Consider the following 18,474-nt stretch of genomic DNA (forward strand, 5'->3'; position numbering starts at 1 on the left):
GTATGATAAGAAAATTTTGAGGGTTGATACATTTGATAAGGACTTGCGCAATTACTTCTAATCAAGAAATCAGTTTTGATTTACCGCTAACGGAAATGAATAATCCGGATATCGAGTGGTACTGGGTGGATTTTTCCAATCCCACAAACAAGGAAATCGAACTTTTAACCAATCATTTTCACTTTCATCCGCTGGCAATTGAAGATTGCCTGGATGATTTTAATCAACGTCCCAAAATGGACTTTTATGAAGGCTACCAATTTCTTGTGATTCATGCTTTAAGGGAGAAGGTATTTAAAGCAGTGGAATTGGATATGTTTGTTGGTGAAAAATGGATAGTCAGTTTTCATAAGGAAGATATGCTTGAACTGGAAAAGGTATGGGAAGAAATTGCCGGTAATAAAATGTTGAAGCAAAGTCCCTTTTTCTTGATGCATAGGATAATTGACAGGATCGTCGATGAATTCTTCCCGCCTGTTTATAAAATTGAAAGCGAATTGGCTAGCATTGAGGAAAATACTGAAAATGACACGATTAACGAATTGATGGATCAGCTTTTCGATTTACGTACAGATATGTCCAGGCTCCGTCGGACCATATTGCCGATGCGTGATTTATTGTACAGAATGATTTCATCGGAGCGTCTGAATTACTTGAAAGATCAGCATCTATATTTTAATGATGTGTACGATCATCTTCTTAAATTGACTGAAATGCTTGAATCGTATCGAGATTTTTCGTCCGATATCCGTGATAGCTATTTGTCTGTGAACTCTAATAATATGAATTCAACGATGATGACATTGACTGTCATCACTACCATTTTCATGCCGCTGACCTTCATAGTGGGCGTATATGGGATGAACTTTGAATATATGCCGGAATTAAATTGGCATTATGGCTATTTCCTCATTCTTGGAACGATGGGCGGTATTGCCTTGATGATGTTTTTATTCTTTGTAAAAAAAGGTTGGCTCAATCCAAAGAAAAGGTCGCGAAAGAGATAAGAAACATTTGAGAAATTGGTGAGTATGCATTATTTAGTTTGCGCGGCGGGGGTTTATATCGAAGGGATAGGCTCACGAATGATATGGTGGCGGAATGACAGTGGTGAAAATGAGCTTGGAAAAAGGGGGACTCAGATGGGTCCCTTTTTTGTTTGGGCTTTAATAAAGGCTCTTTTCGTAAAGATTGTTGTTTTTAAAACGAAACTATTTAAGGTTGATTGGAGCGGAAGTGCGAGACTCCTGCGGGAGCAGCGGGACAGGTGAGACCCCACAGGCGTTTACGCCGAGGAGGCTCACCGCCCGCACCAAGGAAAGCGAGCATCTGGAGGGGAAATCAACCACAACTCACTACCTGGTAAATAGCAACAAAGTCTGTGAAAACAGCCTTAATAAATGATCACTTCTGGATTTTTTTTATCCATGCTCTAAACAAAAGAAATATTTAACCGAATTATTAGGTATGAGTTCATTGATGAAACCATGATATTTTTCCTAGCGGTTTAATGATTTATGGAATTTTGAAATGAAAAAGCAGAAGGGCGGGATGAAACAGTGGAAGCAAATAAAGGTATATTACTGGAAAGTGGAACGAATGAGCTTGAGATAGTGGAATTCGGTCTCGGAAAGAATAAATTCGGCATTAACGTAATTAAGGTGAAGGAAATCATCAATCCTGTCCCCATCACGCTTGTCCCTCATTCCCATCCAAATGTGGAGGGGATCATCGAGCTTCGCGGAGAAGTACTGCCAGTTGTGAATGTCGCGGATGCTTTAGGGTTTCCTCCATCTGAAACTCCTGAGCAGGATAAATTCATAGTGGCTGAATTCAATCAGCAAAAAGTGGTTTTCCATGTCCATACCGTAACACAGATCCACCGTATTTCCTGGTCCCAAATCGAAAAGCCTTCGGATATGTATCAGGGCCTTGAAAGTCAGATTATCGGAGTAATAAAATTAAATAGTGAAATGTTACTGTTACTCGATTTTGAAAAAATAGTGGTCGAAATCAATCCAGAATCAGGAATAAACATCCAACAGGTAAAAAAGCTTGGTATCCGGCAAAATTCTGACAAGAGAATCCTGATTGCTGAAGATTCACCATTACTGAGAAAGCTGCTGTTCGATACATTGTCAGAAGCAGGATTCAAGTACTTGGAGTTTTATGAGAATGGACTTGATGCATTTAATTATCTTGAGAATTTGATTGAATCAGGAAAAGTGGTTGAAGATGAAGTGCAACTGGTGATTACCGATATTGAGATGCCTCAGATGGATGGACATCATTTGACCAGAAGAATAAAGGAAAACGGGGAACTCGCTGGGCTGCCGGTGATTATTTTCTCTTCTTTGATTACTGACAGCCTGCGTCATAAAGGTCAGGTCGTAGGGGCTGACGCGCAAATCAGCAAGCCTGAAATTGCAGAGCTTATACAGTTGATAGACAGATTGGTATTATGAATGTGAAAAAGGGCCGAGGAGGCGTTACCTCACGGCCCTTTTGATTTATCAATGATCAATACTTGGAACCTTTTCCTAAAAAGGAGGATGGGAATGGATTGTGAAAAGGTTGCTTGACCGAATTGCGCCCGTGAGCCCTTTTCTCGGTATTGGTTGTGTTCGGTTGTTTTTCACCTGCTTGTCCAACGTAAGTTTGCAGGATCTGTTTGGCTTTTGATAATGACAACGCGGCTTTAGGGTTCCGTATGGAGGCTGCCCGGCTGCCGAGGTGGGGTAGTTTTTTCAAATCTTCCTTAGTGGGAGGTAAATGAAAAACATATGATCCGCATTCGACAATGACATCGGATTGTTGTGCTGCAAAGCGAGGGTTATCAGAGAAATGAAGTCCAATCTTCTTCGCTTTTCCTTCTTGCATAAGCTTGCTTAATGCGAGCCGTTTTAAATTATATAAATTCTTTGGCTCCAATGCAGTCTTTGCATGTTTATTGACAATAAACACGGCTTGGGCAAGGGAGTTTATCGAAAACTCATCCCTTTCAGAATGTCCTTTCGTTTGGTTCATTAGTGGAAACTCCTTTTCTTAATAAGGTTAGTAGGACGTTACATACAGACTTCCTTCAGGAAAAACCTGTTTTATATATTGGTTGAAATAGGGACGTATGTGCAACTAGGCAGAAAATAGTGAAAAAATTAAGCATGTACATCTCTAGGGTATGACCATCATTTCCCAACACTTTACCATCTATTCATTTTCATATTATACCACTTCAAAATATATAGGGAAGTAAAATTCAATTCGGCTCCCTTTTGGTCCAAGAAAAAGAAGGCGTTTATGTCGCCTTCTGTCCAACTCTTATTGAGTGTAGATATTGATATTTTCAGATACCCCAGCCTGTGCGCCGAATTGTTGTTGTTGGTAACCCTGAAAGCCTTGATAGGGCGGGTACGCTGGATAAGCAGGGTAAGGAGGGTAGGCGGGCGGGTATGGAGGAGGATATGGAGGATAGACAGGTGGACGGTTATTGAATAGCAACGGTCCAATTGCCAATCCTGCAACAAAAGCTACAGGAGCCAATAGCGGAAAGAAAGGAAAGAAGCGCTCGTCATTCCAATATCCAGGTCCATATTCATTCCCATATGCATTTCTGTAATCGTTCTGCAGCATTATGGTCTGTGGATAGTGGTAGTAAGGTAAATACTGTGTTTGCATAATTAGCCTCCTTTTCTCAAATTCTTTACATAGTATGGATTTTTTAAAGAAAAGAGCCTGTTTCATCTTAATCTGTTATAATGAAGCTACTTATGATAAAAATTTGGGGTGTCCTGGATGGAAAGGTTTAAAAACATTTTTGCAGTCGGTTTTGGAGGAGCGGCTGGAGCGATATTGCGTTATTGCGTAATCTTGTCTGCCGGCCATTCCTTCTTCCCACTTGGAACCCTCTTAATAAATATAGTAGGCAGCTTTTTACTTGGAATGATAAATGGGTATTTCGCCTCAAAAAAGAAATCGTTTGTTTTTTTTGCCCTGGGCAGCGGGTTTTGCGGCGGTTTTACCACAATGTCCACATTTTCTCAGGAAGTGGTGAATCTCCTGCAGACTTCTCTGCCATTGGCGGGAATGTATCTTGGAGCCACGCTTTTATTTGGTTTGGCCGCTGGTTTCCTTGGACTGGGCCTGTTTGAAAAAAGGAGAGGTGAGACTCTTTGATTGAGGTCCTTTCAGTTTTTATAGGAGGCTTTTTTGGGGCAGCTTCTAGATATGTCTTGCAGATTATTTTTAATAGGCTATTGCCAGCCGTCTCGATACCCTTTAGCATTTTACTGATTAATCTTATAGGATCCTTTGGGCTGGGAATGGTGTTGCCACAGAAAGAAAGCTGGGCTTTATCTTTGCAGGTTTTTCTGACTATAGGTTTCCTTGGCGCTTTTACGACCTTTTCAACATTCAGTATGGAAACACTTGAACTTATAAGAAAACACCGTTATATAGATTGCCTTATCTATATAACGGTGTCTGTTTTAGGTTGTATCGGCACTTTCCTATGTGGCTATTTAAGTATGGTATAACCTTTATGGCAATTACCACGGGTACTGGTAAAAAAAACCTGGTTTTCTCAGATATACATCTAATGCTATAATTCATAGGAGTCGATTACAAATGATTCAGGGCAACAAGTTGTTTTATCCGCACAGGTTTTGTTAATAAGTGTGGCGGTTTTCCCCTGTGTTCTTTTTCTATCATTTTTCGGCTTGGAATTCGTAAACAGTTAACTCCGGACGTGAAAGAAAACGATAGGGGAGACGGGTAGTGCCAAGGCCTCGATTAACATGTAACGTTAATGAATCGATTTCATATGTGCCTTCCCGGTACTTTTCAGCGTATGGGGGAGTTACCAGGGCACCGGCGAAGGGGATTTGCACTTGACCTCCATGACTGTGACCGCTTATTTGATACTGGATGTCGTAAGTCCTTGATATGTCGGCAAGGTCAGGGGCATGTGAAAGCATGATGGTGAACACTTCTTTCGGGATGCCGAAAAGGGCTTTTTCAAAATCCGGCTTTCCTAGCATGGCATCATCAACGCCGGCAATGATTATTTCTTCAGCCGTTAATAAGGTTATCTTAGCTGAGGTATTTTGCAACATGGTAAAATGGGATTTTTCCATGATATCGCTGTAAATTTCCGAGCCATATCCCCCATGATCATGGTTACCGTAGATGCTGAATTTTCCAAGCGGCGCTTTGAGCTGATTCAAAACGAGAGGGATTTTTTGGTGAGCCTTGTATTTATTAGGCTGGTCCATTAAATCTCCAGTAAATAAAATAACATCAGGGTCCAGTTCGTTTATCTTATTGACAATTGCTTGTAAATCCTTAAGCTGAAATTGAAAGCCTAAATGCGTATCGCTGAATTGGACCATTTTCATGCCATGAAAACCTTTTGGGATAAGCGGATTGCTGATGATTTTATGCTTGGTTTCCAACCATTTCGGCTCCAAATTATGGGCATAAAAGTTTCCGCCAATACCTAAACCGGTTAAGGTAGCCAAAGTACCAAGACTTTTCTTTAAGAATGTTCTTCTGGAAATGGGTTTATTCAAATTAATCAACCTATCTAATATAAAAATGTTACTTCCTCATACTAACAAACAATATACATAAATTGAAGAAAATATCTTCTATAAGCTTATGAAAAACATGTAAACTGGGGTTTGATGAAACCGTATCCGGTTTGAAATTGAACATCTATACGGAGGTAACATGATGACCGAACCAATGTTTATTACACTGATTATACTTCTATGCGCGATTGCGCTTTTTATACAAGGAAAATTTCGAGCAGATTTAATTGCACTTAGTGCGCTATCCATTCTTGGGTTACTGGGGATTCTTTCATTGGATGAACTAGTGGCCGGTTTTGCGAATCAAGTGGTCATCATGCTGGCTGGGCTATTCATAGTCGGTGCCGGCCTGTTAAATACAGGAATCGTGGAAAAGGCAGGAAACAAGTTGTTGGGTTTATGTGGGGGCAGTGAATGGAAATCGCTGCTTATCGTCATGCTGACAGCAGGAATATTAAGTGCTTTTTTAAGCGGAACTGGAATTGTTTCCATACTGCTGCCGCTCGTCATGAGCATGGCCTTACAACAAAAAACAAGTCCGACAAGGTATTTATTGCCCCTTGCCTATGCAAGCAGTATTGGAGGGCTATTAACACTTACGGGTACTCCCTCCAATATGATCGTCGCTGATGTATTACGGCAAAATGGAATAGGGAATTTGTCATTTTTTGACTTTACACCTGTGGGCTTAGTCGCCTTTGCAGCAGGGTTATTCTTCATGTTGACACTCGGACGCCTGTTGCTTCCCGAGAAGACCATTGCAGCGAACAATAGTGTAAAGGGACTGTCGGCAGGGGAGCTTGCCGGCATGTACAAAGTATATGACCGATTGCATTATCTGCATATACCCGCCACTTCCGATATTGTTGGGGAAAGGCTGTCGGACCTCCAGCTTCCTATTCAGTATGAATTGACTTTAATTGAAATCCAGCGGAAGCCAAAGGATAAGCAACTGCCGCTGTTGCAAAGGCAGCAGACGATTTCAGCCAGGGCGGATGAGGTTCTTCACCCTGAAGATATCATTTTGGTGTTTGGAGAAGAAGAGGCAGTTGAGAGATTGGCACTTAACTATGAACTGGAATTTAAACATTTCAATACCGAACAAATAAAGAAACATTTTCTTAGCAGTAGATTTGGATTGACGGAAATATTGATCGTCCCGAACTCGGATTATGAAAATCAAACTTTGATAGATGTCCATTTTCGTGAGAAATACCAATGTAATGTACTGGCAATCAATCGGAATGGCGAATATATTCAAGCGGATGTCGGAACGGAACGCCTGAAACCGGGGGATGCAATCCTGATACATGGAGAATGGGAGAACATTGAAAGGATTTCCTCGGATTTGCAGGATGTCATCGTTATTGGGAGTACATCAGAAGATGGCTCTCCGGTGAATTCCAAGGGCAAAGCGTGGATTGCCTTGGGAATCACTGCTTTGATGGTCATTCTTTTATCGATGGAATCCGTCCCTGCTGTACTGTCGGTATTGACGGCTGCATTGTTGATGGTGGTTACTGGCTGTGTCCGTTCGATGGAGGATGCTTACCAAAAGATTAACTGGGAGCCTGTGCTATTGATAGCTGCCATGTTCGGAATTACGGCTGCATTGGATAATACGGGTGGAGTGAGAATGATAAGTGATTGGCTTGCCGTTTTATTCAGTAATATCGGAGCACACGGCATTTTAGCGGTCTTTTACCTCCTGACACTGATCCTGAGCCAATTCATCCCGTATGGAGCCGCGACGGTTATCATGACGCCCATCGCCCTGACATCTGCGGTTAATCAAGGAATCGATCCACTTCCTGTGTTTCTATGCCTTGCCGTTGCTGGCAGTTTGGCGTTATCCACTCCAAGGGTTGCCACTACGAACGCGCTTGTCATGACGGCAGGTGATTACAAGCATAAAGATTTTATCATGATCGGGATATCCATACAGATTTTCATTGGCGTTATCATGGTGATCACGATACCATGGTTCTTCCCTTTTTGATCAGACTGAAGGCATTGTTCCATTTATGGACAATGCCTTCAGTTTCTTTAAATTAATCGCAGCGAAAGTAAGCATCGCAGCAATCGACAATTTTTTAAGTCCCCTTAAAGTATTCAATGCATACCATGCTTTTCTTTTGCATCTGCGGATACAAGCTCAATCGTTTCTTTACGTTAGCATATATAGGTTTTATATCTTGATGATGACACAGATATGCATCCTGTCAGATCTAGTTTTATTAATTCTATTTAAAACCATGAAGACTTTAGGCAAAGGGTTCTATCTAAAAGTTAAAGAAAGTTGATTGGAGCGGGTGTTCGAGACTCCTGCGTGAAAAGCGAGGCCAGGGGAGAGGGGAGACCCCGCAGGCGCAAAGACGCCGAGGAGGCTCCCGGACCGCCTGCGGAAAGCGAGTGCCTGGAGAGGAAATCAGCGTTCATTTACAAACCATAAAAAATGGTAGGCATTGTTCCGGACAATGCCTTTTCAATGTATTTCTTTTCAAAACGATAGGATGAATGGGGAATTTTAGTGTATTGAAAAAAGAGTTATGCAGTAGGAATTAAAATTATTTATTATCAATGCAAGAAACTAATGGTATAATTTTGGCATATTGGTGTTTTCGTAATTAGGGGGAAGATGCATCATGGATACAGAAAAGATATTAAAGAATTTAGACAGGGTGACACCATTCTTTCAACCGATTTTCAGTGCAGATCAACATCAGGTAATCGGGTATGAAATTCTAGGGCGCTATGAGGAACAATCTGAATATAAAAGCCTTGGCCCATTTTTTCACGATTCTGCAGTGCCGGAAGAGTATAGGGTGGAAGTGGATAATTACGTACTTGAAATTGCCTTGGAGAGAATAAAGGACTATGGTGAAGATTTTCTTATCTTTATCAACAGAGATCCTAATTTGCTTATGCTGGATCATGGCGAAGAATTCATGGAGATTTTACACCGTCATTTTCAACCGGAGGAAATGCACCGGATCGTTTTGGAATTATCAGACACGATCAGTCCGGAAAACATAGATCCTCTGCAGCATGTGCTTGCTTACTTTAAAACATATGGGATTAAGATAGCTTTAGATCATTTAGGACAAGATACGCAACTGGACCGAATCGCACAGATTTCTCCGAATATTTTAAAAGTTAACCTGGACCAGCTTCGCATCTCAGGTGGGGATGCCTATCAGGTCATCCTGTTTTCTTTAAGCATGCTAGCACGTAAAATCGGCGCCAACTTACTATTTGAGAACATTGAGTCCGAATACCAGCTTCGCTTTGCATGGAAGAATGGGGGACGATATTATCAAGGGTATTTCTTGGCGAAACCGGAAGGCGAATTCATTAATAAAGATTTACTTCGTGAAAAATTCCATCAAGAATGCCAGTCCTTCATTTCTTTAGAGACCAAGAAGCTTGAAGCCGTTTATCAAAAGACTTTGCAATTCAACGAGAATATGCATAACTTCTTAAAACAGCACAAGCGGGCCGGCTCCCATGAAGAGTTTCTCGGAGTTTTGGCGAAAAAATTGGATTCAATATGTTTTCGTCTATATATATGTGATGAAGCGGGGTATCAAAAATCCCCCAATATCCTCCATAAGGACGGACAATGGATGGTCCAACCGAGTTATATGAATAAAAATTGGAGCTGGAGACCTTATTTCCTCGAAAATATTGTAAAGATGCGTAACGAGAAAAAAGGAAGGTTATCCGATTTATACAGTGATATTGAAACGGGGGAAACCATTCGGACCTTTTCCTATCCACTGAATAATAAGGAATATATTTTCTGTGATCTTTCTTATAGTTATTTATATGAAAATGAAGCACTATTATAAAAAACGATTCATGAATATAATCGCTTTAAATGTGTAACGATAAGCAGAAATGATGCGCTTGGAGGAGACATATTTTGAGCACGTACATCTGGATTCTAATCATTATCGTTACAGTCATGGCGTTATATCTGCTCTTTTATACTTATTCTGTAGCAAGGGCACAGAAAGTGAAAGCCGGTTATGATTCGACTATCGATGATTCAGTTAAGGAACATCCTTATTTAAAGAACCCGATATTCGTTTCTCTTTTTATTGGGACGATTTTGGTTGCCGGTTTTATTTTTTACTATGCTTTTCGATAGTTGTAAGAAGAAGATTTCAATATCATGAAATCTTCTTTTTTATTGTGAAAAATGGGCGATGGTTTCAAGGTCTAACGGAGAATGTGATTTTGTAGTTTGGCTTTGACCTGGACGGGTATTGAAAGACATAGGCAAAAAATCCGAATCATTAGGAGAAATTCTATAACGAGGAGATGATTGTAATGAGTAAATATTTAGTTGCATGTCTTGCCAGCGTCCTTTTATTTTTAAGTGGGGGGGGCACTGCTTCAGCGGAGGGCTTACATAGAGAGGAAGTACTATCTTTAATACATGATGCCATGGAGAATCAGGTTTCGATCAGTGAGGAAGTACGTTCTAAGGAAGCGATTGAAGGGAAGTTGGAAAAACATTTCACTGGTGATTTCATCGAGAAGTTCGTCCAAGCGAATGTAGTGAAAGTCGATGGCGGTTATACCGCATTTGGTTCAGATTTCGCTCCGTATTATATCCCTTTCTTCAGTTACGATAAGAATACGGAAATTGTATATGGGAAAAAAGGTGATGTCATTTATGTTCAGGAAGAATTCCAGGACAATGGGGACGGACCTGTAACGATGGAAAAACATGTAGAAGCAGTTACTTTGAAAAAGGAAAATGGCGCTTGGAAGGTAAAGGATGTAAAGTATGAAAACAGAAAATAGAATGGGGGATTTTAAAGGAAGCTGAAATGAAAAAGTCTAGAGAAGGCCACAGCCTTCTCTAGACTTTTTATTATATATTCAATTCCTTTTTTATTTCGTCCAATTCCAAACCAATAATGGCTTTCCCATCGATGACGACCGTTGGTGTGGAATAAGCCCCATATTTATTGGTTAGTTCTTTACGTGCATGCCCATCTGCTTTAATATCTTTTTCTTTGTATACTATATTATTATCATCAAAGAACATTTTCATGATTTTGCAGGGAGGGCAATCAGGTTGGGTATAGAGTGTAACGTCTTTCATTTCATTCCTCCATATATGATTTAGTAAGGTACTTTTTCATTATAGAGAATGCCAAGACATTTGAATAGGGATAAACCTCAAGGATCGTTTTACCGATCTTTCTCCTGTTTTACAAGATAGTCTATCAATCCCATGGAACAAACGTTCAAGTCCATGGCAATGATTTCAAAAACTGGATGATCAGCAGTGATTCCTTTTTCGCCTAAATGAACAGCGACTTCCGTGAAAATATTTTTACTGGTTGCTGCCACTTGATCCTCGAAGCTAGCATATTCCCTATATGCCGATTTGGCAGTCTCCACAAATTTAGGCAGCCAGTAATGAAGTTGTTTATATACTTCCTTAGGGTTTTCCGATACGCCGTAATGGCCAAAATATATACGTTCGACGCCAATGCTTTCATACAATTCCGCTGCAGCAAGCATCGCGTCGGGATTAAATTGGTTTGGCGATGTGGACGGTAAGTAAAATTCCAAACCTTCTTCATCGAGTTCACGATAATAGATGCCTACGGTGTCACCTGAAAACATCCCTTTTGAAACCGAATCGTATATGCTTAAATGATGGTTCGCGTGTCCTGGCGTATCATAAAAGGTCAACGTGGAAGTATCACTTGTTTTTAGGGATTCCCTATCTTGTTTAATCAGCATTCTTTCAAAAGGTATAGGTAATATCGGATCGAAAAGCTTGTTGAATTCTTCACCATAGACTGCTTTAGCCCCAGCGATCAAACGCGTTGGATCTTCTAGATGCCTTGCGCCTTTTGGGTGGACGATCACTTTGGCATTCGGACAATGCTGTAAAAAAAGTCCAGCTCCACCTGCATGGTCCAAATGAATATGGGTAAGAATGATATATGTAATATCTTCGAGGGCGATTCCCAAATGTTCGAGCCCCTTCATTAAGTGGGGGATGGAAGGGCTGGCGGAAGTTTCGACTAAGGTGATGTCCTCATCGGCAATTACATATGTTCCTGTACGATTTCTTCTATCCAAATCAAAACCATCAATCAATGAAATTCGAAAACCAAGCTCACTAATGTTTTGCAACAGAATCTACCCCCAGAAAATTTTTCATGTACAAAATCCATTCCTTATTTTATTCTGTTAATAGTGCCATGTAAAGAATGAAGTTTTAAATTATTCTGAATTTATTTCCGCGTGGCTACTGGATAGAAAAGTATGGTATAGTGAAACCTATCGAAAAGGTTTTATTCAGAAAGGAGAGGGAGTATGTCTCAATTACAGGGCATCCTTACCAGATTGAAAAGTCTTCAAGAGCAAGCGAAGGAATCTGAATCTGCTCAACGTTTTTTTGAAATAGATGGTGTGAAAAAGTGCCAGGTTACATATTTCAGCAAAACAGAAATGTTCGAGCTTGAAGTATACAGTGATAAAGGGAAATCATCAAAATATCAATTTGATAATATTGATATGATTACCATTGAAATCTTTGATCTTCTTCAATCTTAAAAAAACACAAAAAGCCGCCTTCCATTGGAAGCGGCTTTTTTATTGTGAAAAACCGGTCAATTTTTACTGAATGAAGTAGTGATTTTTACGACATCTTATTAGTTGGAGGGATGTAAATGAAAAATCCGATGGTAATATGCCCGGAATGCGGTGAGGAAAGGGAAATGGAAAATGTATTAACGGCACAATCCAACCAAAATGTGATTTATCAATGCCCGGAATGCGGTTTTAAACAGGTTAACATCAAAACTAGTAAGGGCTAAGGGTCTCTCACGAATCCCGCCAATTGGGATTTTATTGGTCTAGGAATGAGCCTTTTCTGCTTACATATGTTAAACTATAGAAAGAGCTGTTTATAAAAACATATGGTAAGGGGTTTTAACATGATCGGTACTCATGATGGGGATTTATTGGAATCCAGCGTTAAAGATTTAATGATTTCTTCTGAACGCGTGGCCCACGTGCAGGTAACCAATAACTTAGAACATGCACTATTGGTATTAACAAAGAGCGGTTATACGGCCATTCCTGTGTTAGATCCGATGTATAAACTGCATGGTTTAATTAGCACACCAGTCATTCTCGATTCAATCTTGGGACTGGAACGAATTGAATTTGATAATCTTGAGCATAAAAAAGTTTCCGAAATAATGAATATAGAAATACCTCGCCTGCATATTGAAGATACATTGACCAAGGGTGTGGAATTGTTGATTGATCATCCGTTTGTCTGTGTGGAGAATGACGAACATGTATTTGAAGGCATCTTAACAAGAAGGGCAATCTTGAAAAAAGTATTTAAACAAAATACACCTGATAAATAAGCAAGGCATAAAATGACGGTTAACCCCAAGACTCGCCAGTTGGCGAGTTTTCTTGTTTTTTTACATATTTGATCCAGTTAGTGGTGAAGTCTATTAACAGGTAGGATCTATTAGGAGAGGATGCAAAAATTGGGCCATGCAATGGATAGTGCAAACGTGCAGAATAAAAAATTGAAACGTCCCTTCATATTGGCTGCCATCATGTTAGCGATGTTTATGAATGCTATTGAAGGAACGATCGTTTCGACGGCAATGCCGGCCATTGTAAGTGATTTAGGTGGTTTTTCACTATACAGCTGGGTGTTTTCAGGCTATTTGTTAATGAACGCCGTAACAGTTTTAATCTACGGAAAGCTATCGGACATACTCGGGAGAAAACCCGTCTTATTATTTGGAATCGTTGTCTTTTTAATCGGCTCCATTCTTTGCGGCTTTTCCAATTCAATGACGGAACTCATCATTTATCGCTTTGTACAAGGTTTTGGGGCGGGAGCTGTAGCGCCTGTAGCCTCGACAATTATTGGTGATATCTATAAAAATGAAGAGAGGGCACGCGTTCAAGGGTATCTTTCGAGCGTTTGGGGCATTTCTGCGGTAATGGGACCAGCATTGGGCGGCTTGCTCGTTGAATCCCTGACTTGGAAACTTGTCTTTTGGGTCAATATTCCTTTGGGCGTACTATCTTTTATTGGAATTTGGTTATTCCTTCATGAAAATATCGAAAAGAAAAAACGTGATATCGATTACCTAGGTGCAACGCTATTGACATTGTCCATATCCACTCTTATGGTGCTGCTCGTAGAAGGAGGAGTGAAATGGTCATGGACTTCAGCTCCGGTCATATCCTTGGCATTAGTGGCCATCATCACCTTTATCCTATTCATTCTTCAGGAAAAGAAAGCAGCCGAACCGATGATGCCATTTGAAATCTGGCAGGAGCGTTCCATTCTGATTGCGAACCTAGTATCCTTGACGACAGGGGTGATGATGATTGGATTATCAAGTTTCCTCCCCACATTCGTTCAGGGCGTGATGGAGCGCTCGCCTACGGTAGCTGGTTTTACATTGACAGCCATGTCAATTGGCTGGCCGATCGCATCTATGGTGTCAGGCAAGTTATTGTTGAAAATAGGATTTAAATCAACCTCCCTTCTTGGAGGGTGCTCATTGATCCTTGGGAGTCTGATCCTAGTATGGATGAAGCCGGAAGCTGGGCCCATTATTGCCGCCATGGGATCCTTCTTTGTCGGTGTAGGCATGGGCTTGACTTCTACTTCATTCATTGTCGTCATTCAAAAAACCGTCAGCTGGGAACGAAGGGGTATTGCGACAGCTTCCAATATGTTCATGCGTAATTTAGGAAATACTGTAGGTGCTGCATTACTTGGAGGAATCATGAATTTGAGACTTCACGCTTATCTGAACGAGCATGCGCCGGCCGGATCGGGAGTGACGATAGATACGGCAAATAAATTGTTGAACAGTGAAGAACGCACGTCGCTTCCTGAAAATGTGGTAAATGTTTTACAGGAAGGACTTACATTGTCTTTACAGACGATTTATCTCATTGTTCTAGTCTTCTCTGTAATCAGCTTTCTGTTTCTAACGAGACTAAGAAAGAATAAGGAAGAATAAGAAGGCATAGGAAAAAGGCAGACTCGTTAATGTAGTTTGCCTTTGTTTTAAGGAAATGCAACTCTGATGACCAATTGAATCGATAATGCGATCGTGACCGAATGTAAAATGAATCTCAACTGTCCAGTGGAGATTTTTTGAGCCACACGCAAGGCCAGCCGTGATCCGATCAGGGAACCGAACGTGTAATAAATGGCAATCCAATTTACCGGCCATGAATAGGTAATGAATGCAGCTCTACAGCTAATGAAAGTTTGGAATCTAGTAAAGGCCAGGGATTGAAGGTAGGTGGCGCCATTTCTTAAAAAGGTGTACATGAGCATGGTCGCCTGTCCCGGTCCGAACATTCCGTCATAGACACTGATTCCGAATAGGATGGATAAACTTTTTTTGGGAGATGCCAATCCGATTCATCGGAAGGTTGCGGTTTTTTGATGAAATTCATGATCAAAGCGACAGTCAAAAGGCAGATGGCTAACAAATTCATTGCCTTCTCGGGAATGAATTAGCAAGCAGACCGCCGCATAAGCCACCAAAAAGGGCAAATGGGATTAACTGGAGGGCATCCTTCAATTTTTGCTGCTTTTTCTTGAGTAAAATATAAAAGCTAGAAAATGAAGAAAACATATTGGGAAATTTGACTGATCCAATAACCTGGTGAATGGGTGGGCCTATCAAAAGAAGGGACGGCATGCCGTTGAGACCGCCGCTCCGGGCCAATGTCCCGACAAAGGATGCTGCAAAACTGATGGCAAGCAATAAATTGATCGTCAAAGGATATTCACTCCGTTCCTTTTCTCTTGTATTATAAGCGGACTTTGTTGATAATAAAATTTAAATAAATTAAATCATCATGATAAGATTTAATTATCAAGAGGTTGGTGTGTATGTCATTTTCAGAATTTCATTTATTATCAGTGCTTGCTCAGGAAATGAATATGAGAAAAGCAGCTGAGCGGTTGTTCGTTTCCCAGCCGGCTTTATCCCAGCGTTTACAATCAATAGAAAAGGATTGGGGCTCGAAACTGTTTCTGCGTTCACAAAAAGGGCTGTCACTGACGCCTGCAGGTGAAGCGGTAATTCGTTTGGCCAATGAGGTTATAGAAAAAGAAGAGAAGGTCAGGGAAAGTATTCAAGCCATGGACCATGAAGTATATGGCACTTTGAAAATAGCCTGTGCCTCGATTGTCGGTCAAAATTGGCTGCCGCAAGTATTGAAAAAGTTCGTCCGAAAATATCCGTATGCAAAAATTTCCTTGATCACTGGCTGGAGCAGTGAGATTTTAAAGTCTTTGTATGAAGGGCAAGTGCATATTGGCATCATAAGGGGAGCACCGGATTGGAAAGGCGTAAAACAGCATTTATTCACGGATATGCTGTATTTGGTGGATACTGAAATGAAGGAACTGAATCAAGTGTTCGAAACGGACCGTCCATTCATTCAGTTTAAGAGCGATTCGAATTATTATCAGGAAATTCAAGATTGGTGGCATCGGCAATTTCAAACGACACCAAAAAACACCATAGTCGTTGATCAAATCGAAACATGCAAACAAATGGTGTTTAATGGTATTGGATATGCGATCCTGCCAGCCATCACTTTACATGATAAAGATACGAATGTATTTAAAATCCCTCTACTGGATGGGCATAACCACTCAATCGAACGTGATACATGGCTTTGCGGCTATGAATCTGCCTTCCAGTTAAAGCAAGTCCAGGCATTCACGGAAGTGGTTAAAGAGCATATTCGCGACCAAGGAATGTTATAGGTCCGCCGACGAAAATGTCAATAGGGCAGAATAATATATATGAGTGACATTCAACTTGTCTTGCCGGCTGTTGTCTGGTAAATTTAAAACGAGTAATGATACATATTTAGGAGGTTTACCCGGAATGAATAAAATGGATGCAAACGAAATTATTTCTTTTATCTCGAATAGTAAAAAATCCACACCTGTAAAGGTATATGTCAAAGGCGATTTAGAAGGCCTGGATTTTGGTCCAGCTTCTAAAACTTTCATAACAGGAAATACAGGAGTTGTATTCGGTGAGTGGTCTGAAATCGAAGAAGCGATCAAGGCAGCAGGAACAAAAATCGAGGATTATGTAGTTGAAAATGATCGTCGTAACTCTGCCATTCCTTTATTGGATCTAAAAGGCATCAAAGCCCGTATCGAGCCAGGCGCAATAATCCGTGACCAAGTTTCCATTGGAGATAACGCAGTCATCATGATGGGTGCATCAATCAATATTGGATCTGTCATCGGTGAAGGTACAATGATCGACATGAACGCAATACTGGGCGGACGTGCAACAGTGGGCAAAAACTGTCACGTAGGTGCTGGTGCCGTTTTAGCAGGTGTCATCGAGCCGCCTTCCGCACAGCCGGTCATTTTGGAAGATGATGTATTGATCGGAGCCAATGCGGTCGTACTGGAAGGTGTCAAAATCGGAAAAGGTTCCGTTGTCGCTGCTGGTGCCGTCGTAACGAAAGACGTTCCTCCATATTCCGTGGCTGCTGGTATCCCGGCGAGGGTCATTAAACAAATTGACGAAAAAACAAAATCAAAAACAGAAATCATGCAAGAACTTCGTCAACTTTAATTTCTTTAGTGAATATTGCCTGAAGCGTGGATAACTATATCCACGCTTTCTGTATAGGGAGGGAATAATGTGAAAATAAACCCTTTTGCCAAGATCCGGCGTGATCTGCATCAAATACCGGAGATAGGGTTCAAAGAATTTAAGACGCAGCAATACCTACTGAATTACATAACGAATCTGACCCAGGAGCGAATGGAAATAGAAACATGGCGAACTGGGATATTCGTGAAAGTGAAGGGAATGAACCCGCGAAAAACCATAGGCTACAGGGCTGATATAGACGGTTTGCCGATAAAAGAGGAAACCGGATTGCCGTTTGCATCCAACCACGAGGAATATATGCATGCCTGCGGTCATGATTTTCATATGAGCATAGGTTTGGGATTATTGACATATTTCACGGAAAATCCGATCGATGATGACTTGCTATTCATCTTCCAGCCTGCAGAAGAGGGTCCTGGCGGAGCTGAACCAATGCTTAAATCGGAAACGATGAAAAAATGGAAGCCTGACATGATCCTTGCTTTACATATTGCTCCGGAGTATCCAGTTGGGACGATTGCCGTTAAAGAAGGGCTTCTATTTGCCAATACATCTGAATTATTCATCGATTTGAGGGGGAAGGGAGGGCATGCAGCCTACCCGCACGAAACAAATGATATGGTCATTGCGGCCTGCTCGCTTGTAGGGCAGCTTCAAACAATCGTATCCAGGAATGTCAATCCGCTAGATTCAGCTGTCATTACAGTTGGGAAGATCACTGGAGGCACCGTTCAAAACATTATTGCGGAGAGAGCGCGGTTAGAGGGCACAATACGCACTCTTAACCCCGAATCGATGGTAAAGGTCAAGTCTAGGATAAAAGCGCTTGTGGATGGTATACAAGTAGGATATGAGTGCTTGGCTGAAATCGACTATGGCGCGATGTATCATCAGGTATATAATGAAGAGCGGTTGACCCGGGAATTCATGGATTTCACAGAGAAGTCAACTGCTGTTCATTTGCATGAATGTACTGAAGCAATGACTGGCGAAGATTTTGGTTATATGTTAAAGGAGATTCCAGGATTCATGTTCTGGCTGGGGGTTTCATCGGAATACGGATTGCATCACGCCAAGTTAAGCCCGGACGAAAAAGCCATTGAACTCGCGATCGATCACTTAACGGATTATATAACGTTTAAAGGAAGCAAAGCATAAAAATGATTTTCAGTGCAGAACATGCTCTA

At 41.1% G+C, this 18,474-nt stretch carries 22 protein-coding genes and 1 pseudogene; 15 read left to right on the forward strand and 8 right to left on the reverse strand.

Annotated features, from left to right (window positions below; genetic code table 11):
- Positions 1 to 23 precede the first annotated feature (23 nt).
- Positions 24 to 1,007, forward strand: a complete 984-nt coding sequence (gene corA, locus AC3WLU_RS16880) for a magnesium/cobalt transporter CorA (RefSeq protein WP_170946957.1) — start codon at positions 24 to 26, stop codon at positions 1,005 to 1,007.
- 552 nt (positions 1,008 to 1,559) lie between these two features.
- On the forward strand, positions 1,560 to 2,465 hold the full coding sequence (locus AC3WLU_RS16885) for a chemotaxis protein (protein WP_063576953.1): 906 nt from the start codon (positions 1,560 to 1,562) through the stop codon (positions 2,463 to 2,465).
- 55 nt (positions 2,466 to 2,520) lie between these two features.
- Here the strand turns inward: AC3WLU_RS16885 and AC3WLU_RS16890 are convergent, their stop codons facing one another.
- Entirely contained in the window at positions 2,521 to 3,027 is a 507-nt protein-coding gene (locus AC3WLU_RS16890; RefSeq protein WP_492597608.1) for a YkyB family protein, read from the reverse strand.
- Positions 3,028 to 3,318: 291 nt separating this feature from the next.
- Positions 3,319 to 3,630 carry a hypothetical protein gene (locus AC3WLU_RS16895; RefSeq protein ID WP_413000601.1) on the reverse strand — a complete coding sequence of 104 codons (312 nt, stop codon included), beginning with the start codon at positions 3,628 to 3,630 and terminating at the stop codon, positions 3,319 to 3,321.
- 162 nt (positions 3,631 to 3,792) lie between these two features.
- Between AC3WLU_RS16895 and AC3WLU_RS16900 the strand changes: the two genes are divergently transcribed.
- Positions 3,793 to 4,173, forward strand: a complete 381-nt coding sequence (locus AC3WLU_RS16900; protein WP_057279012.1) for a fluoride efflux transporter FluC — start codon at positions 3,793 to 3,795, stop codon at positions 4,171 to 4,173.
- Positions 4,170 to 4,532 carry a fluoride efflux transporter CrcB gene (gene crcB, locus AC3WLU_RS16905; RefSeq protein ID WP_492597609.1) on the forward strand — a complete coding sequence of 121 codons (363 nt, stop codon included), beginning with the start codon at positions 4,170 to 4,172 and terminating at the stop codon, positions 4,530 to 4,532. Before AC3WLU_RS16900 ends, crcB begins: the two co-directional genes overlap by 4 nt.
- Before the next feature lie 171 nt (positions 4,533 to 4,703).
- On the opposite strand, the gene AC3WLU_RS16910 is transcribed toward crcB, so the two are convergent.
- The gene (locus AC3WLU_RS16910) at positions 4,704 to 5,567 is read right to left on the reverse strand and encodes a metallophosphoesterase (protein WP_057279013.1); all 864 of its coding nucleotides are present in this window, start codon (positions 5,565 to 5,567) and stop codon (positions 4,704 to 4,706) included.
- Positions 5,568 to 5,730: 163 nt separating this feature from the next.
- On the opposite strand from AC3WLU_RS16910, the gene AC3WLU_RS16915 reads away from it, so the two are divergent.
- The gene (locus AC3WLU_RS16915) at positions 5,731 to 7,587 is read left to right on the forward strand and encodes an SLC13 family permease (protein ID WP_063576951.1); all 1,857 of its coding nucleotides are present in this window, start codon (positions 5,731 to 5,733) and stop codon (positions 7,585 to 7,587) included.
- On the opposite strand, the pseudogene AC3WLU_RS16920 reads toward AC3WLU_RS16915, so the two are convergent.
- A pseudogene (locus AC3WLU_RS16920) lies at positions 7,588 to 7,760 on the reverse strand (transposase); the annotation flags it as partial.
- A 473-nt stretch (positions 7,761 to 8,233) separates the two neighbouring features.
- Between AC3WLU_RS16920 and AC3WLU_RS16925 the strand changes: the two are divergent.
- The 3 genes from AC3WLU_RS16925 to AC3WLU_RS16935 all read left to right on the forward strand — a co-directional run bounded on the left by AC3WLU_RS16925 (position 8,234) and on the right by AC3WLU_RS16935 (position 10,403).
- On the forward strand, positions 8,234 to 9,439 hold the full coding sequence (locus AC3WLU_RS16925; protein WP_057279015.1) for an EAL domain-containing protein: 1,206 nt from the start codon (positions 8,234 to 8,236) through the stop codon (positions 9,437 to 9,439).
- A 74-nt stretch (positions 9,440 to 9,513) separates the two neighbouring features.
- Positions 9,514 to 9,741: a hypothetical protein gene (locus AC3WLU_RS16930; protein ID WP_057279016.1), complete on the forward strand. Its 228-nt coding sequence runs from the start codon at positions 9,514 to 9,516 to the stop codon at positions 9,739 to 9,741.
- A gap of 182 nt (positions 9,742 to 9,923) precedes the next feature.
- A complete protein-coding gene (locus AC3WLU_RS16935) occupies positions 9,924 to 10,403 on the forward strand; it encodes a DUF3993 domain-containing protein (protein ID WP_427526029.1) in 480 nt (159 codons plus the stop codon).
- 70 nt (positions 10,404 to 10,473) lie between these two features.
- Here the strand turns inward: AC3WLU_RS16935 and AC3WLU_RS16940 are convergent, their stop codons facing one another.
- Together AC3WLU_RS16940 and AC3WLU_RS16945 are read right to left on the reverse strand one after the other, a co-directional pair.
- Entirely contained in the window at positions 10,474 to 10,707 is a 234-nt protein-coding gene (locus AC3WLU_RS16940; protein WP_492597610.1) for a glutaredoxin family protein, read from the reverse strand.
- Positions 10,708 to 10,796: 89 nt separating this feature from the next.
- Positions 10,797 to 11,756, reverse strand: coding sequence for an MBL fold metallo-hydrolase (locus AC3WLU_RS16945; protein ID WP_095679443.1), 960 nt, complete (start codon positions 11,754 to 11,756; stop codon positions 10,797 to 10,799).
- Between the two features lie 183 nt (positions 11,757 to 11,939).
- On the opposite strand from AC3WLU_RS16945, the gene AC3WLU_RS16950 reads away from it, so the two are divergent.
- From AC3WLU_RS16950 to AC3WLU_RS16965, 4 genes are all read left to right on the forward strand, one after another.
- Positions 11,940 to 12,179 carry a YkuJ family protein gene (locus AC3WLU_RS16950; protein WP_034314086.1) on the forward strand — a complete coding sequence of 80 codons (240 nt, stop codon included), beginning with the start codon at positions 11,940 to 11,942 and terminating at the stop codon, positions 12,177 to 12,179.
- Positions 12,180 to 12,295: 116 nt separating this feature from the next.
- A complete protein-coding gene (locus tag AC3WLU_RS16955) occupies positions 12,296 to 12,442 on the forward strand; it encodes a hypothetical protein (protein WP_094246583.1) in 147 nt (48 codons plus the stop codon).
- 120 nt (positions 12,443 to 12,562) lie between these two features.
- Positions 12,563 to 13,003 (forward strand): cyclic-di-AMP-binding protein CbpB, encoded by a 441-nt coding sequence (gene cbpB, locus AC3WLU_RS16960; protein WP_034314084.1) that lies wholly within the window; start codon positions 12,563 to 12,565, stop codon positions 13,001 to 13,003.
- 141 nt (positions 13,004 to 13,144) lie between these two features.
- Positions 13,145 to 14,638 (forward strand): MDR family MFS transporter, encoded by a 1,494-nt coding sequence (locus AC3WLU_RS16965; RefSeq protein WP_492597619.1) that lies wholly within the window; start codon positions 13,145 to 13,147, stop codon positions 14,636 to 14,638.
- Positions 14,639 to 14,685: 47 nt separating this feature from the next.
- Here AC3WLU_RS16965 and AC3WLU_RS16970 read toward each other — a convergent pair whose 3' ends face one another.
- Positions 14,686 to 15,042, reverse strand: coding sequence for a TSUP family transporter (locus AC3WLU_RS16970; protein ID WP_231892208.1), 357 nt, complete (start codon positions 15,040 to 15,042; stop codon positions 14,686 to 14,688).
- 79 nt (positions 15,043 to 15,121) lie between these two features.
- Complete coding sequence (locus AC3WLU_RS16975; protein WP_492597611.1) at positions 15,122 to 15,412, reverse strand: TSUP family transporter; 291 nt, start codon at positions 15,410 to 15,412, stop codon at positions 15,122 to 15,124.
- Between the two features lie 113 nt (positions 15,413 to 15,525).
- On the opposite strand from AC3WLU_RS16975, the gene ccpC reads away from it, so the two are divergent.
- The 3 genes from ccpC to AC3WLU_RS16990 all read left to right on the forward strand — a co-directional run bounded on the left by ccpC (position 15,526) and on the right by AC3WLU_RS16990 (position 18,445).
- Positions 15,526 to 16,410 (forward strand): transcriptional regulator CcpC, encoded by an 885-nt coding sequence (ccpC, locus tag AC3WLU_RS16980; protein ID WP_034314080.1) that lies wholly within the window; start codon positions 15,526 to 15,528, stop codon positions 16,408 to 16,410.
- A gap of 124 nt (positions 16,411 to 16,534) precedes the next feature.
- The gene (dapD, locus tag AC3WLU_RS16985; protein WP_492597612.1) at positions 16,535 to 17,245 is read left to right on the forward strand and encodes a 2,3,4,5-tetrahydropyridine-2,6-dicarboxylate N-acetyltransferase; all 711 of its coding nucleotides are present in this window, start codon (positions 16,535 to 16,537) and stop codon (positions 17,243 to 17,245) included.
- A gap of 75 nt (positions 17,246 to 17,320) precedes the next feature.
- Positions 17,321 to 18,445: an N-acetyldiaminopimelate deacetylase gene (locus tag AC3WLU_RS16990; protein WP_492597620.1), complete on the forward strand. Its 1,125-nt coding sequence runs from the start codon at positions 17,321 to 17,323 to the stop codon at positions 18,443 to 18,445.
- The last annotated feature ends 29 nt before the right edge of the window (positions 18,446 to 18,474 follow it).

This window comes from Peribacillus sp. FW305-BF15 (assembly GCF_058783805.1).

Bases quoted from the DNA above. Each gene is read 5' to 3' on its own strand.
- AC3WLU_RS16890 (WP_492597608.1), bottom strand. From the start codon at position 3,027: ATGAACCAAACGAAAGGACATTCTGAAAGGGATGAGTTTTCGATAAAC.
- AC3WLU_RS16895 (WP_413000601.1), bottom strand. From the start codon at position 3,630: ATGCTGCAGAACGATTACAGAAATGCATATGGGAATGAATATGGACCT.
- AC3WLU_RS16900 (WP_057279012.1), top strand. From the start codon at position 3,793: ATGGAAAGGTTTAAAAACATTTTTGCAGTCGGTTTTGGAGGAGCGGCT.
- AC3WLU_RS16915 (WP_063576951.1), top strand. From the start codon at position 5,731: ATGACCGAACCAATGTTTATTACACTGATTATACTTCTATGCGCGATT.
- AC3WLU_RS16925 (WP_057279015.1), top strand. From the start codon at position 8,234: ATGGATACAGAAAAGATATTAAAGAATTTAGACAGGGTGACACCATTC.
- AC3WLU_RS16935 (WP_427526029.1), top strand. From the start codon at position 9,924: ATGAGTAAATATTTAGTTGCATGTCTTGCCAGCGTCCTTTTATTTTTA.
- AC3WLU_RS16940 (WP_492597610.1), bottom strand. From the start codon at position 10,707: ATGAAAGACGTTACACTCTATACCCAACCTGATTGCCCTCCCTGCAAA.
- AC3WLU_RS16950 (WP_034314086.1), top strand. From the start codon at position 11,940: ATGTCTCAATTACAGGGCATCCTTACCAGATTGAAAAGTCTTCAAGAG.
- AC3WLU_RS16955 (WP_094246583.1), top strand. From the start codon at position 12,296: ATGAAAAATCCGATGGTAATATGCCCGGAATGCGGTGAGGAAAGGGAA.
- cbpB (WP_034314084.1), top strand. From the start codon at position 12,563: ATGATCGGTACTCATGATGGGGATTTATTGGAATCCAGCGTTAAAGAT.
- AC3WLU_RS16965 (WP_492597619.1), top strand. From the start codon at position 13,145: ATGGATAGTGCAAACGTGCAGAATAAAAAATTGAAACGTCCCTTCATA.
- ccpC (WP_034314080.1), top strand. From the start codon at position 15,526: ATGTCATTTTCAGAATTTCATTTATTATCAGTGCTTGCTCAGGAAATG.
- dapD (WP_492597612.1), top strand. From the start codon at position 16,535: ATGAATAAAATGGATGCAAACGAAATTATTTCTTTTATCTCGAATAGT.